General features: G+C 63.7%; 20 protein-coding genes and 1 tRNA gene. 12 read left to right on the top strand and 9 right to left on the bottom strand.

From position 1 onward, the window contains the following. Positions 1-72: 72 nt before the first annotated feature. The 5 genes from cysM to MIN45_RS09475 all read left to right on the top strand — a co-directional run bounded on the left by cysM (position 73) and on the right by MIN45_RS09475 (position 5,448). Positions 73-981 carry a cysteine synthase CysM gene (gene cysM / locus MIN45_RS09495; RefSeq protein ID WP_286291782.1) on the top strand — a complete coding sequence of 303 codons (909 nt, stop codon included), beginning with the start codon at positions 73-75 and terminating at the stop codon, positions 979-981. Positions 982-1,154: 173 nt separating this feature from the next. Then, entirely contained in the window at positions 1,155-3,020 is a 1,866-nt protein-coding gene (locus MIN45_RS09490; protein ID WP_286291781.1) for a translocation/assembly module TamB domain-containing protein, read from the top strand. Further along, complete coding sequence (locus MIN45_RS09485) at positions 3,017-3,601, top strand: YdbL family probable chaperone protein (protein ID WP_286291780.1); 585 nt, start codon at positions 3,017-3,019, stop codon at positions 3,599-3,601. Before MIN45_RS09490 ends, MIN45_RS09485 begins: the two co-directional genes overlap by 4 nt. 3 nt (positions 3,602-3,604) lie before the next feature. Beyond that, entirely contained in the window at positions 3,605-4,930 is a 1,326-nt protein-coding gene (gene rlmD / locus MIN45_RS09480; RefSeq protein ID WP_286291779.1) for a 23S rRNA (uracil(1939)-C(5))-methyltransferase RlmD, read from the top strand. Beyond that, positions 4,927-5,448, top strand: coding sequence for a L,D-transpeptidase (locus MIN45_RS09475; protein ID WP_286291778.1), 522 nt, complete (start codon positions 4,927-4,929; stop codon positions 5,446-5,448). Before rlmD ends, MIN45_RS09475 begins: the two co-directional genes overlap by 4 nt. Here the strand turns inward: MIN45_RS09475 and MIN45_RS09470 are convergent. Next, the gene (locus MIN45_RS09470; RefSeq protein WP_286291777.1) at positions 5,415-5,993 is read right to left on the bottom strand and encodes a YqhA family protein; all 579 of its coding nucleotides are present in this window, start codon (positions 5,991-5,993) and stop codon (positions 5,415-5,417) included. The two genes, MIN45_RS09475 and MIN45_RS09470, sit on opposite strands and share 34 nt — an antisense overlap. Positions 5,994-6,089: 96 nt before the next feature. On the opposite strand from MIN45_RS09470, the gene MIN45_RS09465 reads away from it, so the two are divergent. Then, positions 6,090-6,165: transfer RNA gene (locus tag MIN45_RS09465), tRNA-Thr, on the top strand. Positions 6,166-6,221: 56 nt separating this feature from the next. Here the strand turns inward: MIN45_RS09465 and trpC are convergent. Genes trpC through rpe form a run of 5 tightly spaced genes read right to left on the bottom strand, consistent with a single transcriptional unit; the run spans position 6,222 to position 10,836 of the window. Further along, positions 6,222-7,016, bottom strand: coding sequence for an indole-3-glycerol phosphate synthase TrpC (trpC, locus tag MIN45_RS09460; protein ID WP_286291776.1), 795 nt, complete (start codon positions 7,014-7,016; stop codon positions 6,222-6,224). Then, positions 7,013-8,029, bottom strand: coding sequence for an anthranilate phosphoribosyltransferase (trpD, locus tag MIN45_RS09455; protein ID WP_286291775.1), 1,017 nt, complete (start codon positions 8,027-8,029; stop codon positions 7,013-7,015). The genes trpC and trpD overlap by 4 nt, the downstream gene beginning before the upstream one ends. Continuing rightward, a complete protein-coding gene (locus MIN45_RS09450; protein WP_286291774.1) occupies positions 8,029-8,619 on the bottom strand; it encodes an anthranilate synthase component II in 591 nt (196 codons plus the stop codon). Before MIN45_RS09450 ends, trpD begins: the two co-directional genes overlap by 1 nt. Then, positions 8,616-10,094: an anthranilate synthase component I gene (trpE, locus tag MIN45_RS09445; protein ID WP_286291773.1), complete on the bottom strand. Its 1,479-nt coding sequence runs from the start codon at positions 10,092-10,094 to the stop codon at positions 8,616-8,618. Before trpE ends, MIN45_RS09450 begins: the two co-directional genes overlap by 4 nt. Positions 10,095-10,152: 58 nt before the next feature. After that, positions 10,153-10,836 (bottom strand): ribulose-phosphate 3-epimerase, encoded by a 684-nt coding sequence (gene rpe, locus MIN45_RS09440; protein ID WP_286291772.1) that lies wholly within the window; start codon positions 10,834-10,836, stop codon positions 10,153-10,155. A gap of 181 nt (positions 10,837-11,017) precedes the next feature. On the opposite strand from rpe, the gene grxC reads away from it, so the two are divergent. From grxC to ribA, 5 genes are all read left to right on the top strand, one after another. Beyond that, on the top strand, positions 11,018-11,278 hold the full coding sequence (gene grxC / locus MIN45_RS09435; protein WP_286291771.1) for a glutaredoxin 3: 261 nt from the start codon (positions 11,018-11,020) through the stop codon (positions 11,276-11,278). A gap of 18 nt (positions 11,279-11,296) precedes the next feature. Then, positions 11,297-11,716 (top strand): thioredoxin TrxC, encoded by a 420-nt coding sequence (gene trxC, locus MIN45_RS09430; protein WP_286291769.1) that lies wholly within the window; start codon positions 11,297-11,299, stop codon positions 11,714-11,716. A 75-nt stretch (positions 11,717-11,791) separates the two neighbouring features. Then, complete coding sequence (locus MIN45_RS09425) at positions 11,792-12,991, top strand: EAL and HDOD domain-containing protein (RefSeq protein ID WP_286291767.1); 1,200 nt, start codon at positions 11,792-11,794, stop codon at positions 12,989-12,991. Then, positions 12,988-13,875, top strand: coding sequence for a hypothetical protein (locus MIN45_RS09420; protein ID WP_286291764.1), 888 nt, complete (start codon positions 12,988-12,990; stop codon positions 13,873-13,875). Before MIN45_RS09425 ends, MIN45_RS09420 begins: the two co-directional genes overlap by 4 nt. Positions 13,876-13,951: 76 nt before the next feature. Beyond that, positions 13,952-14,560: a GTP cyclohydrolase II gene (ribA, locus tag MIN45_RS09415; protein WP_286291762.1), complete on the top strand. Its 609-nt coding sequence runs from the start codon at positions 13,952-13,954 to the stop codon at positions 14,558-14,560. A gap of 1 nt (position 14,561) precedes the next feature. On the opposite strand, the gene nadA is transcribed toward ribA, so the two are convergent. The 3 genes from nadA to MIN45_RS09400 are packed head-to-tail and all read right to left on the bottom strand — an operon-like array spanning position 14,562 to position 17,815. After that, positions 14,562-15,656 carry a quinolinate synthase NadA gene (gene nadA / locus MIN45_RS09410; RefSeq protein ID WP_286291761.1) on the bottom strand — a complete coding sequence of 365 codons (1,095 nt, stop codon included), beginning with the start codon at positions 15,654-15,656 and terminating at the stop codon, positions 14,562-14,564. Between the two features lie 24 nt (positions 15,657-15,680). After that, positions 15,681-17,486, bottom strand: a complete 1,806-nt coding sequence (gene aspS / locus MIN45_RS09405) for an aspartate--tRNA ligase (RefSeq protein ID WP_286294161.1) — start codon at positions 17,484-17,486, stop codon at positions 15,681-15,683. A gap of 53 nt (positions 17,487-17,539) precedes the next feature. Beyond that, entirely contained in the window at positions 17,540-17,815 is a 276-nt protein-coding gene (locus MIN45_RS09400; protein WP_286291760.1) for an FmdB family zinc ribbon protein, read from the bottom strand. Between the two features lie 128 nt (positions 17,816-17,943). Between MIN45_RS09400 and pyrC the strand changes: the two genes are divergently transcribed. After that, positions 17,944-18,975 carry a dihydroorotase gene (gene pyrC / locus MIN45_RS09395; protein WP_286291757.1) on the top strand — a complete coding sequence of 344 codons (1,032 nt, stop codon included), beginning with the start codon at positions 17,944-17,946 and terminating at the stop codon, positions 18,973-18,975. The last annotated feature ends 14 nt before the right edge of the window (positions 18,976-18,989 follow it).

Below are 18,989 nucleotides of genomic sequence, written 5' to 3'. Positions count from 1 at the left end.
AAAGATCGGGCTCAGGCAGGGTAATTTATCAATGGTATAATTTTTTCCGTTTTCCTAAAAATTGGAAGTTTCATGACCGCCATCGATCCCAGCCGTTTCCCCACCGTCGAAGCCTGTATCGGCAACACGCCTCTGGTGCGCCTGCAACGGCTGCCCGGTGAAACCTCCAACCTCATCCTGGCCAAGCTGGAGGGCAACAATCCCGCCGGCTCGGTCAAGGACCGGCCAGCCCTGAGCATGATCAAACACGCCGAGGAACGGGGTGAGATCCGCCCCGGCGATCGTTTGATCGAAGCCACCAGCGGCAACACCGGGATCGCCCTGGCCATGGTGGCGGCCATAAAGGGCTATCGCATGACCCTGATCATGCCCGAGAACATGAGCGTGGAGCGGCGTGCGGTCATGAGGGCCTACGGCGCCGAGATCATGCTGGTGTCGGCAGAGGGCGGCATGGAAGAGGCCCGCGACCTGGCCGAAGCCATGGCCGCCCGCGGCGAAGGCAAACTCCTCAACCAATTCTCCAATCCGGACAATCCCCGCGCCCACTACGAAGGCACCGGCCCGGAAATCTGGCGCGACACCTTCGGCACCGTCACCCATTTCGTCAGCGCCATGGGAACCACCGGCACCATCATGGGGGTTTCCCGGTTTTTGAAGGAAAAGAATCCCGCGGTCCAGATCGTCGGCGTCCAGCCCAGCGAAGGCGCCAAGATTCCCGGCATCCGCCGCTGGCCTCCAGAATACCTGCCCGAGATCTATGACGCCTCCCGGGTGGACCGGATCCTGGACGTCTCCCAGGAGACGGCCGAGGAGACCACCCGCCAACTGGCCGCCCGGGAAGGCATCTTCTGCGGCATTTCCTCCGGCGGGGCGGTTGCCGCCGCCCTGCAACTGTCCCGGCAGGTGGAAAACGCCGTCATCGTCACCATCATCTGCGACCGGGGCGACCGCTACCTGTCCACGGGAGTGTTTCCGGCCTGACCCGCCCATTCGCTGTCGCCTTCATACTTCTCCTGTTTCTGCCGGATGGAGGGCGGGCCGCCACGATCGCGCTACAGCTGGAACGGCTCCGCTACGGTGCCGTCACCCTGTCGGGGCTCGACGGGAAGCTCGGCCGGGGCCACCACCTGAGCCTCGAATCGCTGCGATTCCCCTTGCCGCCCTATACCTTGGAAAATTTGCAGCTCGACTGCCCCGACAGCCGAAACAGCTCCGAATCCTTCGCCTGCCCCCGGGGCCGTCTGCGTCTGGATCTCCCCCTGCTGCGCCGGTCAGCAAGCGCCCGCTATCGCCTGACCTTGAACCCCGCTGTGCAATTGCGGCTCGATCCGCTTCGCTTCGCCCGGGGGAAATGGCGGCTGCAGTGGTCACAGCAGGAAAGCGACTGGCATCTTGATCTTCAGGGTCACCAGCCCCTGGCGCTTGTCTGGCTGCGTCCTCTGCTGCCCCGATCGCTGCAGGGAATCGAGACCCTGGGAGGAAACCTGCACCTGCAGGCGAGCGGACGGGGCCAGGCCGAGGCCCAGCACTGGCAGGCGAAGCTGACAGGCGGCTCGCTTCACTTGCACGACAGCGACTACGCTCGGGTGCTGGACCAGGCAGGTCTGCGCGTGAGGCTGCAGGCATCCCGAAAGCGCGCTGACTGGCACGGCACCCTCGATTTACACCTCGATCAGGGGGAAGGCCTGTGGCTACCCTTTTATTGGAATTTCACCGCCCATCCCTTCCACTTTTCCGGTCAGTGGCGCTGGCACCCCCGATCTCGGTCGCTGATACTGCAGGATTTCCGCCTTCGCCAGACTAACGTCTGGACGTTGGGGGGGGTGGATTTCGAATTAAAACATGATAACGGTATAAAAACACGGGGAGATCTGATTTTTCACGGCCGGCTCCCGGCTCTGTTCGACAATTACCTCAAACCGTTGCTGGAAGGCGGAAACTGGGAAGGCCTGAGTGTGGTCACGGGGCGGACCTGCGGCCAGGTCCGCTGGCGGAACGGCCCGCGCCAGGTCCGCCTGGCGCTGGAACGGCTGACCCTGGATGACCGCCAGCGCCGCCTCGGCCTGAACCGGTTGCATGCCGAGCTATACTGGCAACGCAGCCTCGACGCCGGCGCCCAAGCCTTTCCCACTTCCCGGCTGGCGTGGCACGCCGGCCATCTTTACGCCATTCCATTCGGCGCCGCCAGGTTCCTGCTGCGCTTGCTCGATGACGACATCCGCCTGCTCCGCCCGGCGACGATCCCGGTGGTCGACGGCCGGCTGCATATCCGCGAGCTGGAGATTCTGGATCTGACCCGCACCCCCAGGCTGCACTTCGCCGGCGATCTGGAACGGATTTCCTTGGAGGTCCTGACCCGGGTGCTGGGACTGCCGCCGCTTGCGGGAAGCCTCGACGGCCATATCCCCAAGGTGACTTACGATCACCGCCGCCACATCCTCAAAGTGGACGGTCAGCTGGTCGTCGACGTCTTCGATGGCCGGATCGTGGTGGAGAATCTCGTCGTCACCGATCTGTTCGGCGCCCTCCCCCGGCTTCGGGCCGACATCTATCTCCACGACCTGGACCTGGAACAGGTGACCGGGCATTTTTCCTTCGGCCGCATCACCGGACGGCTGGAAGGTTATGTCAAAAATCTTCAGCTGGAAAACTGGCGTCCAGTGACCTTCGATGCCTGGTTCGCCACCCCCGGCGATGACCGGTCCCGCAAGCGCATCAGCCAGAAAGCGGTGGAGAATCTCACCACCGTGGGAGGGGGCGGTGCGGTCGGCGTGCTGTCACGGCTGGTCCTGCGCCTGTTCGACGAATTCCATTACCGGCGCCTGGGGCTGGGCTGCCGCCTGCGCCACAACGTCTGCGAATTGCGGGGCATCGCCGCTGCCCCGCAGGGCTTCTATATCGTCCAGGGGAGCTACCTGCCGCGTATCGACGTGATCGGCTATAATCGCTGCATCGACTGGCCGACGTTGATCGCCCGGCTCAAACGCATCACCCAAGTCCAAGGACCTGTCATCCGATGAAAAAAACACTCACCCCGCTGATGCCGCTGTTGCTGATGCTTGGCATCGCCGCCTGCGTCACTATCAACATCTACTTTCCGGCCGCCGCGGCGGAAAAGGCCGCCGACCGGATCATCAAGGAGATCCAGGAAGGAGCGGAAAAGGAAAACCCGCCGCAATCGGCCCTACCCTATTGGCAGGTACGCATCGATCTGTGGGCCCTGCTCGGCGTCGGCAGCGTCCAGGCGGCCGCGGACCTGGACATCGACAGTGCGGAAATCCGCGCCATCCGCGCCTCGATGAAACGCCGTTTCCCCAAACTGAAAACCTATCTCGACCGAGGTTGGATCGGCTACGCCAACAACGGCCTGGTGGCGGTGGTCAACAAGGCCCAGATTCCGCTCAGGGAACGGGCGATCGTCGAGCGCCTGGTGGCGGCGGAAAACCGGGACCGGCTCGCCCTGTATCAGGCCATCGCCCGCGCCAACGGCCATCCCGAATGGGCCGACGACATCCAGGCCACCTTCGCCAAACGCTGGATCGCCAACGCCAAACCGGGCTGGCACGTCCAACTTCCCAACGGCCGCTGGGTACGGAAATAGCCCATGGGACGACGCCGGCGCAGACCGCTGCCGACCGAGCCGGCCTTGGCCACCGTCGAAAAACTGACCCACGACGGCCGAGGCATCGCCTACGTGGACGGCAAAGCCATCTTCATCACCGGGGCGCTGCCGGGGGAAACCGTCCGCTTTCGCTACATCGAGCTGCGCCGCGATCACGGCAGCGGCCAGGTCGTCGAAGTGCTCAGGCCCGCCCCGGAGAGGGTCGCCCCGCCCTGCAGCGCCTTTGGCCGCTGTGGCGGCTGCAGTTTGCAGCACCTGGACCACGCCGCGCAGATCCGGGCCAAAGAAGCGCTGCTGGCCGAGCAACTGCGGCGCATCGGCGGAATAGACGACTTCGAACGCTGGCCGCCTTTGGCCGGTCCGGTGTGGGGCTATCGGCGCAAGGCCCGCCTCGGCGTTCGCTACGTCCGCAACAAAGGCAAGGTGCTGGTGGGATTCCGCGAGCGCGGCAGCGGCAAAGTGGCCGAGATCGAATCCTGCCTCACCCTGCACCCCCGGGTCGGCGAGCGGCTGCAGGACCTGGCGGGACTGATCGATGCCTTGAGCATCCGCGAGCAGCTGCCCCAGATCGAGGTCGCCATCGGCGACAACCGCAGCGCCTTGGCGTTCCGGGTGCTGCAATCGCCGCGCGCGGAAGACCGCCAGCGACTGAGCGATTTCGGCCGCCGCTGCAATTTCGACATCTACCTCCAACCCAAGGGGCCGGAATCACTTCAGCCGCTTTGCCCGGCAGATCCCCCGCTACCCTGCTATTTCCTGCCAGAGGACGTCACCCTCTGGTTCGGCCCGCTGGATTTCACCCAGGTGAACGCCGACATCAACCACAAGATGATCGCCCGGGTATTGGAAACGCTCGCTCCCCGGACGGAGGAAACCCTCCTGGATCTGTTCTGCGGTCTTGGCAATTTCACCCTGCCGCTCGCACGCCGAGGTGGGCGTATCGTCGGTGTGGAAGGCAACCCCCGGGCGGTGGAGATGGGACGCTACAACGCCCGGGCCAATGGCATCGACAACGTGGAATTTCACGTCTGCGACCTCACCCAACCCCTGGGGGACCAGCCCTGGGCCGAGGCGCGTTACGACAAGATCCTCCTGGACCCGGCCCGCAGCGGTGCCCTCGAGCTGATGGCGTGGCTGCCCCGCTGGCGTCCCAAGCAGGTGGTTTACGTCTCCTGCAACCCCGCCACGCTCGCCCGTGACGTGGGCCGGCTGGTGCACGAGCACGGTTTCAGGCTGATCCGCGCCGGGATCATGGACATGTTCCCCCACACCGCGCACGTCGAATCCATCGCCCTGCTGACACCGTGACATACTGGCTCATCGTCAGCATTCCTCAGCAGCGGTTGTTTTTGTTAGATAACGGTATAATTACTCAGGAATACCCGGTTTCGACCGCCCGCAACGGCTGTGGCGAACGAACCGGCAGCGGCTGCACCCCCCGGGGCTGGCATTACGTGCGCGCCAAGATCGGAACCGGACTCCCTCGGTACGCCGTTCTGGTGGGACGGCGTTTTACCGGCGAAATCTATTCCCCCCAGCTGGCACAGCGGCATCCAAAACGGGACTGGATCCTGAGCCGCATTCTCTGGCTCTGCGGCCTGGAACCCGGCTTCAACCGCCTTGGGGACCGGGACACCTTCCGCCGTTACATCTACATCCACGGCAGCCCCGATCATCTGATCGACGGCCGACCCGGTTCCTGCGGCTGTATTCGGATGCGCAACGCCGACATCCAAGAATTGTACGACCGGATCGAACCCGGCGCCCGGGTGTGGATCACCGAAAGCGGTGATCAGTCCACCTGGCCGTCTTTGCCGGTCATGTGATAAATCGCCGAATGGGACAGAAACAGTGCGAACCCCACCAGCGCGATGCCGCCCGCAAACGCCAGAAGGTCCAAAGGCCCGTCGAATTTCATGCTGATGCCCCGTTCGAAGAACTTGACGATGAGGATCATCAAAATCACCTTCCCAAGGCGGCTTTTCAGGTCGTCCAGATTGCGGATGACCAGCACCTTGGCAAAGGCGTCGCTACGGCGGGCCTCCTCCAGCGTGCTGATGAACAGTTCGTACAGCCCCAGTGAGAATATCAGCAACACCGTCGCCAGCAGATAACCGTCGATCACCTCCACCACATGAGCGATGGACTGGGCCCGAAGCACTTTCCGTACCTCAGGCGTCAGACCCGGATCGGCATAATGGGCCAATTCCGAAACCAGAATCCAGGCATCGACCGTCGCCACGTAAAGGACTGCAAACGCCGTCACCAGACTGGCAAGCACAGCGATCAGCACCACCAGGCGGGTTCGCCACAGGGCGGCCTCGAAGATCAACTCCACCCGCTTCATCCAGGGATTTTTCGCCTGCGACACCCTCTCCTTCCTGATATCATCCAAATGGAGCAATGATGGCGGATACAAAAAACATTTGCCAGTCAAATTCCTCGCCGGGTAAAATCCAGCAGCTGTGCTGGCGTAGCTCAGTTGGTAGAGCAGCGGATTTGTAATCCGCCGGTCGCAGGTTCGAATCCTGTCGCCAGCTCCAGATATTTACAAGGCCGTCAACGTCATCCCCTGACTTGGATTCGTCCCGGCCTTTCTTCATTCCGGATAGAACAGGGCCTGCAACTGCGCGCCCGGATCTTCTGCACGCATGAACGCCTCGCCCACCAGGAAGGCGTGGACTCCGTGGCGGCGCATGGTGTCCACGTCGCCACGGGTGTGGATGGCGCTTTCGGTCACCACCAGACGCCCGTCAGGGATGCGGGGAAGCAGCCGCAAGGTGTTGTCGAGGCTGGTTTCGAAGGTGCGCAGGTTGCGGTTGTTGATGCCGAGCAGCGCGCCCTCCAACGGCAACGCCCGCTCCAGTTCGGCCTCGTCGTGGACTTCCACCAGCACGGCCATGCCCAGTTCGCCGGCGAGCTGATACAGGTCCTGCAGGCGGGCATCGTCGAGGGCAGCGACGATGAGCAGCACCGCATCGGCGCCGATGGCGCGAGCCTCGTAGAGCTGATAGGGGTCGATGAGGAAATCCTTGCGCAGGGTCGGCAGGCCCGATACCTGGCGGGCCAGCTCCAGATAGGCCTCGCTGCCCTGGAAATAGGTCTTGTCCGTGAGCACCGACAGGCACGCCGCTCCCCCCCGGGCGTAGCTGTGGGCGATGGCGCGCGGGTCGAAGTCCTCGCGGATCACCCCCTTGCTGGGAGAGGCCTTCTTGATCTCGGCGATCACCGCCGCCTGGCCCTGGTCGATCCGGCGCTGAAGGGCGCCGCGGAAATCCAGCGGCGAACCCTGGTTTTCCGCCAGCGCCCGCACTTCCGTCAGCGGCAGGCGGCGGCGGCGCAGGGCGATCTCTTCCTGTTTGGTGGCGAGAATACGGCTGAGAATGTTGCTCATGAACGCTGACTCCAGTCGATCAAAGCTTCGAGTTTTTTCAGGCCGGCCCCGCTACGCTGCAGCTGGCGGGCGCGTTCGATGCCGGATTCGAGATCAGGCGCCAGATCGGCGGCATAGATCGCCGCCCCGGCGTTCAGGACCACGATGTCGGCCGCCGGCCCCGCTTCCCCGGCCAACACCCGGCGCATCGCCTCGAGGCTTTCCGCCACGGAATCCACCTGGATGGCCTCCAGCGGCGAACGCGTGATACCGAACCGTTCGGGTTCGATCCGGTAACTGCGCACCTGCCCGTCTTTCAGTTCCGCCACCTGGGTGGCGGCGCCGAGGCTGATCTCATCCAGACCGTCATCGGCGTGGACCACCAGCACGTGGCGACTGCCGAGACGGCCGAGAACCTCGGCCAGCGGCTTCAGATAACGGGCGTCGAACACCCCCGTCAGCTGATGGGGGGCGCCGGCGGGGTTGAGCAAGGGCCCCAGGAGATTGAACAGGGTGCGGATCCCCAGTTCCCTGCGCACCGGGGCCACCTGGCGCAGGGCGCCGTGGTGCTGGGGGGCGTAGAGAAACCCGATGCCGACGGCTTCGATGCAGCGTTTGACCTGCTGCGGAGTCAGATCCAGATTGACCCCGGCCGCCTCGAGCACGTCGGCGCTGCCGGAGCGCGACGACACCGAGCGGTTGCCGTGCTTGGCCACCTGAGCGCCGGCAGCGGCGACGATGAAGGCGGCGGTAGTGGAGACGTTGAATGTATCCAGACCGTCACCGCCCGTGCCGCAGGTATCGATGAGGTGGTCGCCGGCTACCTCGATCCGCACGGCCTTTTCCCGCAGCACCTCGGCGGCGGCAGCGATCTCGTCCACGCTTTCGCCCTTGGCCCGCAGCGCCACCAGCAGGGCGGCGGTCTGGGCCGGGGTAGTCTCGCCGGCGAGAATCCGTTCCATCAGCCCCCGCATCTCCGCACCGGTCAGATCCGCCGGGGTCAAGAGGCGGTTGAGGGCATCGCGGACTTCCATCAGCCTTCCAGGAAATTGCGCAGCAGATCGTGACCGTGGCGGGTCAAGATCGATTCGGGATGGAACTGCACCCCTTCGATGGGATAGGTCTTGTGGCGAACCCCCATGATCTCTTCGAATTCTCCCTTACGATCCTCGGTCCAGGCGGTGATCTCCAGGCATTCAGGCAGGGATTCGCGCTCGATCACCAGGGAATGGTAGCGGGTGGCCTCGAAGGGATTGGCCAGGCCGCGGAACACACCGACATCGTGGTGGTGGATCATCGAGGTCTTGCCGTGCATGATGCGCTTGGCGTGGACGATGCGGCCACCGAAGGCCACGCCGATGCTCTGATGCCCCAGGCACACACCCAGGATCGGCACCCTGCCCTTGAAATGCTCGATGGCGGCCACCGAGATGCCCGCCTCCTTCGGCGTGCAGGGGCCCGGGGAAATCAGCAGCCGCTGCGGTTCTAGGGCTTCGATATCGGTGAGGGTGACCTGATCGTTGCGCACCACGACCACCTCGGCCCCCAGCTCCCCCAGGTATTGGACCAGGTTGTAGGTGAAAGAATCGTAATTGTCGATGCAGACGGTACGAATGCGCTTCACGACAGCCCCTCCGCCGCCCGGGCCACGGCGCGAAACAGCGCGCGGCCCTTGTTCATGGTCTCCTCCCATTCCTTCTCCGGCACCGAATCATGGACGATGCCGGCGCCGGCCTGGACGTGCAGCTGCCGATCCTTGATCACCGCGGTGCGGATGGCGATGGCGGTGTCGAGATTGCCGGACCAGCCGATGTAACCCACCGCGCCGGAATAGATGCCGCGTTTGACCGGCTCCAGCTCGGCGATGATCTCCATCGCCCGGATCTTGGGGGCGCCGGAGACGGTACCGGCCGGGAAGGTGGCCCGCAACACGTCGAAGGCGTCCAGCTGCGGACGCAGGCGGCCGACGACATTGGAAACGATGTGCATCACGTGGGAGTAACGCTCGATGATCATGCGGTCAGTGACCTCGACGCTGCCGATCCGCGCCACCCGGCCGACGTCGTTGCGACCCAGATCGATGAGCATCAGATGCTCGGCCAGCTCCTTGGGGTCGGCGAGCAGGTCGCGCTCCAGGGCCAGGTCCTCTTCCGGCGTCGCCCCCCGCGGTCGGGTGCCGGCGATCGGGCGCACGGTCACGGCGCCGTCCTCCAGCCGCACCAAGATTTCCGGGGAAGAGCCGACGATGTGGAAATCGGCCAGATCCAGATGATACAGATACGGCGACGGATTGAGACAGCGCAAGGCGCGATAGACGCTCAGGGGCTCGCCGTGGAAAGGGATCGACAGGCGCTGGGACAGCACCACCTGCATCACGTCCCCCTCGACGATGTAGTCCTTGACCCGGCGCACCGCGTTCTCAAAGCCCTCGCGGGTGAAACCGGAAACGAAATCGCTTTCATGAATCCGGCCGCCCATTCGGCTGTCGGGATAAGGGCAGCTGCCACGCAGGCGTTCGACCCAGGATTCCAGCCGCGCCTCGGCCCGTTCCAGGGCCGAGGGCTCGCCGGGATCGGCGTGGGTGATGAGCTCCAGGGTGCCGGACAGGTTGTCGAACACCAGCAGGTCTTCCGATTCCATCAGCAGGATGTCCGGCGTCGCCAGAGGATCGGGCTTGCCAGCGATGGCCTGACGCAGCCGCGGTTCGATGTAAGCGATGGTCTCGTAACCGAAATAGCCCACCAGCCCGCCGCTGAAACGGGGCAGGCCCTCCAGCGGCGCGACCCGGTAGCGAGCGGCGAAATCCTTGATCCAGGCCAGCGGGTCGTCCGCCTCGACCTGCTCCAGCCGCTCGTCCCCACGCCACAGCTCGATGCGCCGCCCAAAGACCTTGAGCACCCGGCGCGCCGGCAGGCCGATGATGGAATAACGCCCCCACTGCTCGCCGCCGTGGACCGACTCGAACAGATAGGTATAGGGCCGGGCTGCCAGCTTGAGGTAGGCGCTCAGGGGAGTGTCGAGGTCCGCCAACACCTGGCGGCGCACGGGGATGCGGTTGTAGCCCTGGTCAGCGAGTTGCCGGAATCGTTGTGGTGTCATAGGCTTGAAGCGGCAGGTGAAGACCCTTTTCGATCTCCCGCCGTGGTGACAAGTTCAATCAGTCCCCCGTCGCCAGGCCCTTGGCGATCTCGGCACGCATGGCGTCGATCACCTGCTTGTAGTCCGGCTGGCCGAAGATGGCGGAACCGGCGACGAAGGTGTCGGCTCCGGCGGCGGCGATCTTGGCGATGTTGTCCACCTTCACCCCGCCGTCGACTTCGAGGCGGATGTCGCGGCCGCTGGCGTCGATGATCTCGCGCGCCTTCTCGATCTTGCGCAGCACGTAGGGGATGAATGACTGGCCGCCGAAGCCCGGGTTGACCGACATCAGCAAAACCATGTCCACCCGCTCGATGGCCCATTCCAGATAGTCCAACGGCGTGGCGGGATTGAACACCAGACCGGCCTTGCAGCCGTGGTCGTGGATCAGCTGCAGGGTGCGGTCCACGTGGGTGGAAGCTTCCGGATGGAAGGTGATGTAGCTGGCCCCGGCCTTGGCGAAATCGGGAATGATGCGGTCCACCGGCTCGATCATCAGATGGACGTCGATGGGGGCGGTGATGCCGTAATCACGCAGCGCCTGGCATACCATCGGCCCGAAGGTCAGGTTGGGGACGAAGTGGTTGTCCATGACGTCGAAGTGAACCACGTCGCCACCGGCGGCGAGGACGTTCTTCACCTCTTCGCCGAGGCGGGCGAAATCGGCCGACAGAATCGACGGGGCTATCCAGGGTGTCTGCATACCGGACTCCTCAATGGGTTGTCATTTTTTGGTTAGCGGTTAAGTTTACCGGATTTCCCTGCGGCTTTCAGCGGTTAACTTGGCCGTTGCCAATTTGCTTTTCCAGGGGCCGGACAGGCGGAAAGCGCGGTTAGAATGGCCCTTGATTTTTTCGATCCCACCCCAATATCAAGGACTGCTGATGAAAAAAGTGACCTTGTACACCTCCGCCCACTGCCCCTTCTGCCTGATGGCCGAACGCCTGCTGGCGCGCAAGGGGGTGACGGACATCGACAAGATCCGGGTCGATCTCGATCCGCAGCGGCGCCGGGAGATGATGGAACGCACCGGCCGCCGCACCGTGCCGCAGATCTACATCGGTGACGCCCACGTGGGCGGATATCAGGAGCTGGCCGCCCTGGAGCACCAGGGCCGGCTCGATGAATTGCTGAACGACTGTTAGCTTTCGGGAGAACGAACCATGCAAATCGTTTGCGGCCATTGTTTCACCATCAACCGTGTGCCTGAGGAACGCCTGGGCGACCGCCCCATCTGCGGCAAGTGCCGCAAACCGCTGCTCGACGGCCGACCCATTGAGCTGCGGGAAAACAACTTCGACCGCTTCGTCAGCCAGAACGAGCTGCCGGTGGTGGTGGATTTCTGGGCCCCCTGGTGCGGTCCCTGCAAAATGATGGCCCCGGCCTTCGCCCAGGCGGCCGCCGCGCTGGCGACCCAGGCCCGCTTCGCCAAGGTCGACACCGAGGCATGTCCCCAATTGGCCCAGCAGTACGGAATCCGCAGCATTCCGACTTTGATCCTGTTCCGCCGCGGCCAGGAGGTGGACCGGATTTCCGGCGCTCTGTCCGCCTCCCAGATCCAACAGTGGGTGCTGCAGCACTGAAGCCGGTTCGTCTTGTATCCCGGCCGGTGATTGCCTAAGCTCCTCATAAAAGAACCAGGAGAGGAGGGTTTCGTCATGCTGCCCGGATTCATCGGCCGGGTACCGGTCTACGACCGTGCCCTGAATCTGTTCGCCTACGAACTGCGTCCCTGCAGTCTCACCGTGGAAAACGGCACGGCGTCGGAAGCGCGGCTCCAGGAACTGTGGCAGTCGCTGCGGCTGGAACGGCTCACCGGCGGCCATCCAGGGCTGGTGCCGTTCACCCCGGCCCTGGAGGCTCAGCTCCAGGCACATGCCTGGCCGAAGGAAGCGGTCATCGTCACCCTGCCCGGCGAACTGCTCGACCGCTATCCGAGGGAAACCCTCCAGCATTGGTCCAAGGAAGGCTACGTGCTGGCAGTCCGCCATGACCACTACGATGCCACCTTGGCGGCCGATCTGGAGTTCGCCCGCCTGTGGGCGATGGACGCCTCGCATCTGGAAGAATTCATTCCCCATCTCGAGGCGATCCACCAACACGGCCTCGAGCTGCTGGTGCGCGACATCGAAACCCGCCAGCAGTATGACCGTGCCTTCGATGCCGGCTGCGACTACTTCCAGGGCCATTATTTCGAATGCCCCCGCTTCATTCACGGCACCCATCTGCCCGCCAACCGCCTGGCGGTGCTGCATCTGATCGCCCGTCTGAACGACCCGGACATCAGGATCGAGGAAGTCGAAACCCTGGTCAGCCAGGACATGACCCTGAGCTACAAACTGCTGCGCCTCATCAATTCCGCTTTCTATGGCCTGCCCAAGCAGGTCGACTCGATCCGCCGCGCCGTGGTCTTCCTCGGCCTTGACCGCATCCGCCACTGGGCCATCGTCATCGCCGTCAACGCCATCGACTATAAACCCCGGGAGCTGCTGGTCACCGCGTTGGTGCGGGCCCAGACCTGCGCCCGCATCGCCGAACGCCTGGAGCGCAGCGATGTGGAAGCCTGCCACATCGCCGGACTGTTTTCCCTCCTCGACGCCATCATGGATGCCCCCATGACCGAGATCCTCGCCAACCTCAGCCTGGCGGAGGAAATCGAGCAGGCCCTGCTCTACGGCACCGGGCCCATCGGGCCGATCCTGCAAACGGCGTTGCAGCTTGAAAACGGACTTTGTCATAAAATACCTCTCCCCGACCTCGATCTGTCCCAGGCCATGAGCGCCTATCTGGAAGCGATCGAGGAAGCGGAAGCCGTCCGCCGCGTACTGGAAAATCAAAACAATGGAGGCGCCGCATGAATGCAACCCCTTCCCTGCTGACCGCAACCCGCCTGCTGGAACAGACCATGCCGGTCACCTCCCGGCGCATTCTGGTCTATGCCGCCATCACTCTGGGGCTGGTGTTCGCCGTACTCGTCGGGACCGGTACCTTCGTCGGCCTCGCCTCGCTCAGTGACGATCCCGGATTCTGGGGCCGCATCGGCGCCGTCGTCGGACTGACGGCAGGCATCTATCTGGTCCGATCGTTTCGGGCACTGCGCTATTTCCGCCTCGACCTGCCCCATCTCACTGCCATGGCGATCCGAACAGCCGGCGGCGACCTACCCCCCGGCAAGGCACAATTCGAGCAGGTCTCCCACCAGGTCGAAGACACCTTCGGCGATGCCAAGACCGCTTTCGCGCTGCGCCGCCGGCTGCTCGACCTGCTCGCCGCCGCAGCCCTGCAACACGCCGCCAGCCTGCAGCGCCTGCCGGGACCGATCCGCGCCCGCCTGCTGGATCTGTTGTGGTGGCACAGTGCCGACGCCATCCTGGCCGAAGCGGCGCGGCGCCAGACACCGGACATCTGCCGCCGTGGCGTGGCGGCATTCGGCGCACGTTTCCCCGAGGTCCTGCGTCAGACTCTGATCGGCAAGGCCTTCCTCTACAGCCTGTGGATTGGGGCTTTCCTCCTGTTGCTGCGCCCGGTCGTGTGGGTGGACGAGGCCCTGCCGACCGCTTTGGGGATCTGGAACTACGTATTTGCCGCCATCCTCACCTACTGGGTCAAAGGCGCCTTCCTCAATCCCATCGTTTCCGGTCTGATGCTGCTGACCCTGCAGCCACGGCTGGAGGAAGTCGACGACGACACCCTGAAGACCTGGCAGCAAAAACTGCCGGCCCTGGAAAAGCCGCTTCCGTGACGGCACCTTCCCGCCGTTTTGCGGTCGAACGCTGTGTTTCCGCGCCCCAGCGCTAGATTGAGGTATCTTATTGGCGATGAAACCTGCCCACGTCGAAAATACGGTCCGCGCCCGTATTCCCACCCGCCACGGCGAGTTCCTACTCTACTATTACGAAAACGACATCGACGGCAAGGAGCACCTAGCCCTGGTCAAAGGCGAGGTCGCCGGCAGGGCCGGCGTGCCGGTCCGCCTGCATTCGGAGTGCCTGACGGGGGACGTGTTCGGTTCCCAGCGCTGCGACTGCGGCGAGCAGCTGGAGGAGGCCATGCGCCTGATCGGCGCATCGGAATGCGGGGTGTTGCTGTATCTGCGCCAGGAGGGGCGCGGTATCGGCCTGTTCAAGAAACTTCAGGCCTACAATCTCCAGGACAAGGGACTGGACACGGTCGACGCCAATCTGAAACTGGGGCATCAGGCCGACGAGCGCGATTACCGCATCGCCGCGCTGATACTGAAAGATCTGGGGGTGGACTCGGTGCGGCTGATCACCAATAACCCCAAAAAAATTGCCGAACTGGAGCGTTACGGCGTGCAGGTGGACGAACGCATCCCCATCGAGGTAGGGCACACCCAGGAAAACTGGCGCTATCTCAAGACCAAGGCTGAGAAGATGGCCCATCTTCTCAGCCTCAAAAAGCCCTGATTCAACCCAGCGCCAGCATCCGGTCCAGCGCCTGCTTGGCGTAGCGGGCGTCTTCCTCGGGCACCTGGATGCGGTTGACCACGTTGCCTTCCACCAGATTCTCCAGCACCCAGGCCAAGTGCTGGGGATCGGTTCGGAACATGGTCGAACACATGCACACCGTGGGCGACATGAAATGGACATCGACGCCCTTGGGCTTCATCTCCTGGCGCAGGCGGTTGACCATGTTGAGCTCGGTGCCCACCAGCCAGCAGGTCCCCGGTTCCGAGGCACGCACCGTCTTGAGGATCGCCTCCGTCGAGCCGATCACGTCGCTCTTCTGACAGACCTCGAAGCAGCATTCCGGGTGGGAAATCACCCTGGCGTCGGGATGTTTTTCCTTGAAGCGGTCGATGTGCTCGGGCCGGAACATCTGGTGCACCGAACAGAAACCCTCCCAGAGGATGATACGGGCCTTTCTGATCTGTTCCTCGGTCAGCCCGCCCAGGGGCTTTCCAGGCCGCCACACCACCATTTCTTCCAGTGGGATGCCCATGCGGTAGCCGGTATTGCGACCCAGATGCTGGTCAGGAAAGAACAGCACCTTCCGGCGCTGGGTGAAGGCCCATTCCAGAATCCAGGCGGCGTTGCTGGAGGTGCAGACGATGCCGCCGTGACGGCCGCAGAAGGCTTTCAGATCGGCAGCGGAATTGATGTAGGTGATGGGGGTGAGTTCGGTTTCCACCTCCAGCACCTGACCCAGCTCCTGCCAGCATTTTTCCACCCGGGCCAGATCGGCCATATCGGCCATGGAACAGCCGGCGGCCAGATCCGGGAGAATGGCGACCTGTTCGGGGCGCGACAGGATATCGGCCACTTCGGCCATGAAATGCACCCCGCAGAAGACGATGTACTCGGCCCCGGAACGGGCCGCCTCCCGCGACAGTTTGAGGGAATCGCCAGTAAAATCGGCGTGGCGGAACACCTCGTCCCGCTGGTAGTGATGGCCGAGAATCACCACCTTGTCGCCCAGTTTCTCTTTGGCGGCGACGATGCGGTCGGTACAATCGGCATCTTCCAGTAAGGCGTAATCCTGAATCGCCAGCGCTGCGGTCATAGGCTCGGTTTTCGGTAGTTTGACTTAAGAGGCGTTTTCCGCCTTTTCCCTGGCGCGCTGCTGCGGCAGCTTGCGCAGTTGCAGGAACAATTCCCGCAGCTGCTGTTCGTTGACACGGGCCGGGGCGTCCACCATCGGACAGGCGGCGGTCTGGGTCTTGGGGAAGGCCATCACGTCGCGGATGGTCTTGGAACCGGTCATCAACATCACCAGCCGGTCGAGGCCGAAGGCGATGCCGCCGTGGGGCGGGCAGCCGTACTTGAGGGCGTCGAGCAGGAAACCGAACTTCTCCCGCGCCTCTTCCTCGCCGATCCCCAAGAGCTCGAACACCGCCTGCTGCATCTGTGGCGTGTGGATACGGATGGAACCGCCCCCCACCTCGACACCGTTGAGCACCATGTCGTAGGCACGCGACACCGCCTTGCCCGGATAGGCCTTGAGTTCCTCGATGGAACAGGCCGGCGCAGTGAAGGGATGGTGCAGAGCCACCCAGCGCTTTTCCTCCTCGTCCCATTCGAACATAGGAAATTCCACCACCCACAGGGGACGCCAGCCTTCTTCCACCAGGCCGCGATCCTGGCCCAGCTTGACCCGCAGCGCGCCCAGGGCCTCGTTGACCACCCTGGCCTTGTCGGCGCCGAAGAAGATGATGTCGCCATCCTCGGCCCCGGTACGCTGCACGATGGCATCGATCACCGCATCCGGGAGGAACTTGAGAATCGGCGACTGCAGGCCGTCGCGGCCCTTGGCCACGTCGTTGACCTTGACGTAGGCCAGCCCCTTGGCGCCGTATTGCGAGACGAACTTGGTCAGGTCGTCGATCTCCTTGCGGCTCAGATCGCCGCCGCCCGGCAGGCGCAGGGCCGCGACCCGACCGTTGGGATCGTTGGCGGGGCCGGCGAAAACCTTGAACTCGACACCGGCCATCACGTCCCCCAGATCCACCAGCTCCAGCGGGATGCGCAGGTCCGGCTTGTCGCTGCCGAAGCGGCGCATGGCCTCGGCATAGGTCAGGCGCGGGAAGGGATTGGGCAGTTCGACCTCAAGCACCTGCTGGAACAAATCGCGCATCATTTCCTCCATGAGCGCCATGATGTCGTGCTCGTCCATGAACGAGGTTTCGATGTCGAGCTGGGTGAACTCCGGCTGACGGTCGGCACGCAGATCCTCGTCCCGGAAACAGCGCACGACCTGGTAGTAACGGTCGAAGCCGGCGATCATCAGCAGCTGCTTGTAGAGCTGCGGCGACTGCGGCAGAGCGAAGAAGGCGTGGGGATGGGTGCGGCTCGGCACCAGATAGTCGCGCGCCCCTTCCGGGGTCGCCTTGGTGAGAAACGGGGTTTCGATTTCGAGAAAACCGTGCGCGTCGAGGAAACGCCTGAGAAGTTGGGTGATGCGATGGCGCAGCCTCAGTTTCTCCTGCATTTCGGGACGGCGCAGATCGAGATAGCGCCAGCGCAGCCGCACCTCCTCGCTCACCGGCACCTCGCTGTCGAGGGGAAACGGCGGGGTCTCGGCGCGGTTGAGAATTTCCAGTTCGTGGGCCAACACTTCGATTTTCCCGGTGGGGATGGCGGGATTTTCCGTTCCCTCCGGACGCCGGCGCACCTTGCCGCGCACCCGAATCACGTACTCGCTGCGCACCTTGTCGGCCAGGGCGAACGCTTCCGGTGTGTCAGGGTCCACCACCACTTGGACGATGCCTTCGCGGTCGCGCAGGTCGATGAAGATCACCCCGCCGTGATCGCGGCGGCGGTGAACCCAGCCGCTCAGTTCCACTTCCTCGCCGATATTGGCTTCGCTTAGCTCTCCACACCGATGGGTTCGCAACATGGTCGTGTTCAGTTTCCTGTATGAATCGGGGTTGAATGGAAAAACGGCGGTCAGCTTTCCGCTGCCGCCTTCTTGGATGAATCGCCGGCGGATTTTTCTCCCGAGGATTTGCCGCTGTCGGCTAGATTGCGCTTCTTCTCCGCCTTGCCCTTGAAGTCGGTTTCGTACCAGCCGGTGCCCTTGAGACGAAAACCGGCCGCAGACACCTGTTTCTGAAGGCTCTGAGCGTGACACTCCGGGCATTCGGTCAACGGTGGGTCGCTGACCTTCTGCAGCGCCTCCAGTTCGTGGCCGCACTTCTGACAGCGGTATTCGTAAATCGGCATCCGTCACCTCCTCGAATTTCGGTTGAACTTCCCCGCCCCTCTAGTGGAGACGGCCGAGAGGCTTTTCAAGTTCCTGCATTTGCGGCATCATGCCGGCACGCGAAAATATGACATTATAACCGAAACCCATGCAGACACTCACGCTGACCCGCCCGGACGACTGGCATCTGCACCTGCGCGACGGCACCTTGCTGGCTCAGGTCGTTCCCTTCAGTGCCCGCCGGTTCGGCCGCGCCTTGGTCATGCCCAATTTGAAGCCGCCCGTCACCACCGTCGATGCGGCCCTCGCCTACCGCAACCGCATCCTGAAGGCCGTGGCCCCCGACTGTGGTTTCACGCCCTATATCAGCCTCTATCTCACCGAGAACACACCGCTGGCGGAGATCACCCGCGCCGCCGCCGAGCCCTGCGTGCTCGGCTTCAAGCTCTATCCGGCCGGCGCCACTACCCATTCTGATGCCGGCGTGCGGCGTCTGGAAGCAGTCTACCCATTACTGGAGGCGATGGAGGAACAGGAGCTGGTGCTGCAAGTCCACGGCGAGGTCACCGATCCCGACATCGACATCTTCGACCGCGAGGCGGTCTTCATCGAGCGGGAGCTGGTGCCGCTGCGGCAGCGTTTTCCCGCCCTGAGAATCGTGCTGGAGCACGTCACCACCGCCGAGGGCGTGGCCTTCGTACAGGAAAGCCCGCCTCAGGTGGCCGCCACCATCACCCCCCAGCACCTGCGTTACAACCGCAACGCGCTGCTGGCCGGCGGCATCCACCCGCACTATTACTGCCTGCCGGTACTGAAGCGGGAAAAACATCGCCAGGCGCTCCTGGCGGCGGCCACCTCCGGATCGCCCAAGTTCTTCCTCGGCACCGACAGCGCCCCCCATCCCCGTCCGGCCAAGGAAAGCGCCTGCGGCTGCGCCGGCTGCTTCACTGCCCCGCTGGCGCTGGAAATGTACGCCGAGGTCTTCGAACAGGCCTGTGCTCTGGACAGGCTGGAGGACTTCGCCAGCGGTTTCGGCGCCGACTTCTACGGCCTGCCCCGAAACCAAGAAAAGGTCCGTCTGATTCGGGAAAGCTGGAAAGCGCCGCAAACCCTTGGTGGGGAAATCCCCCTGGTTCCGCTGCGGGCGGGAGAAACCATCGACTGGCGTTGCGAGACCTGAAAAATCGCGGCCCG

Source organism: Methylomarinovum tepidoasis, from assembly GCF_030294985.1.
Lineage (GTDB): Bacteria > Pseudomonadota > Gammaproteobacteria > Methylococcales > Methylothermaceae > Methylohalobius > Methylohalobius tepidoasis.
This window is presented reverse-complemented; position numbering and strand designations above follow the sequence as displayed.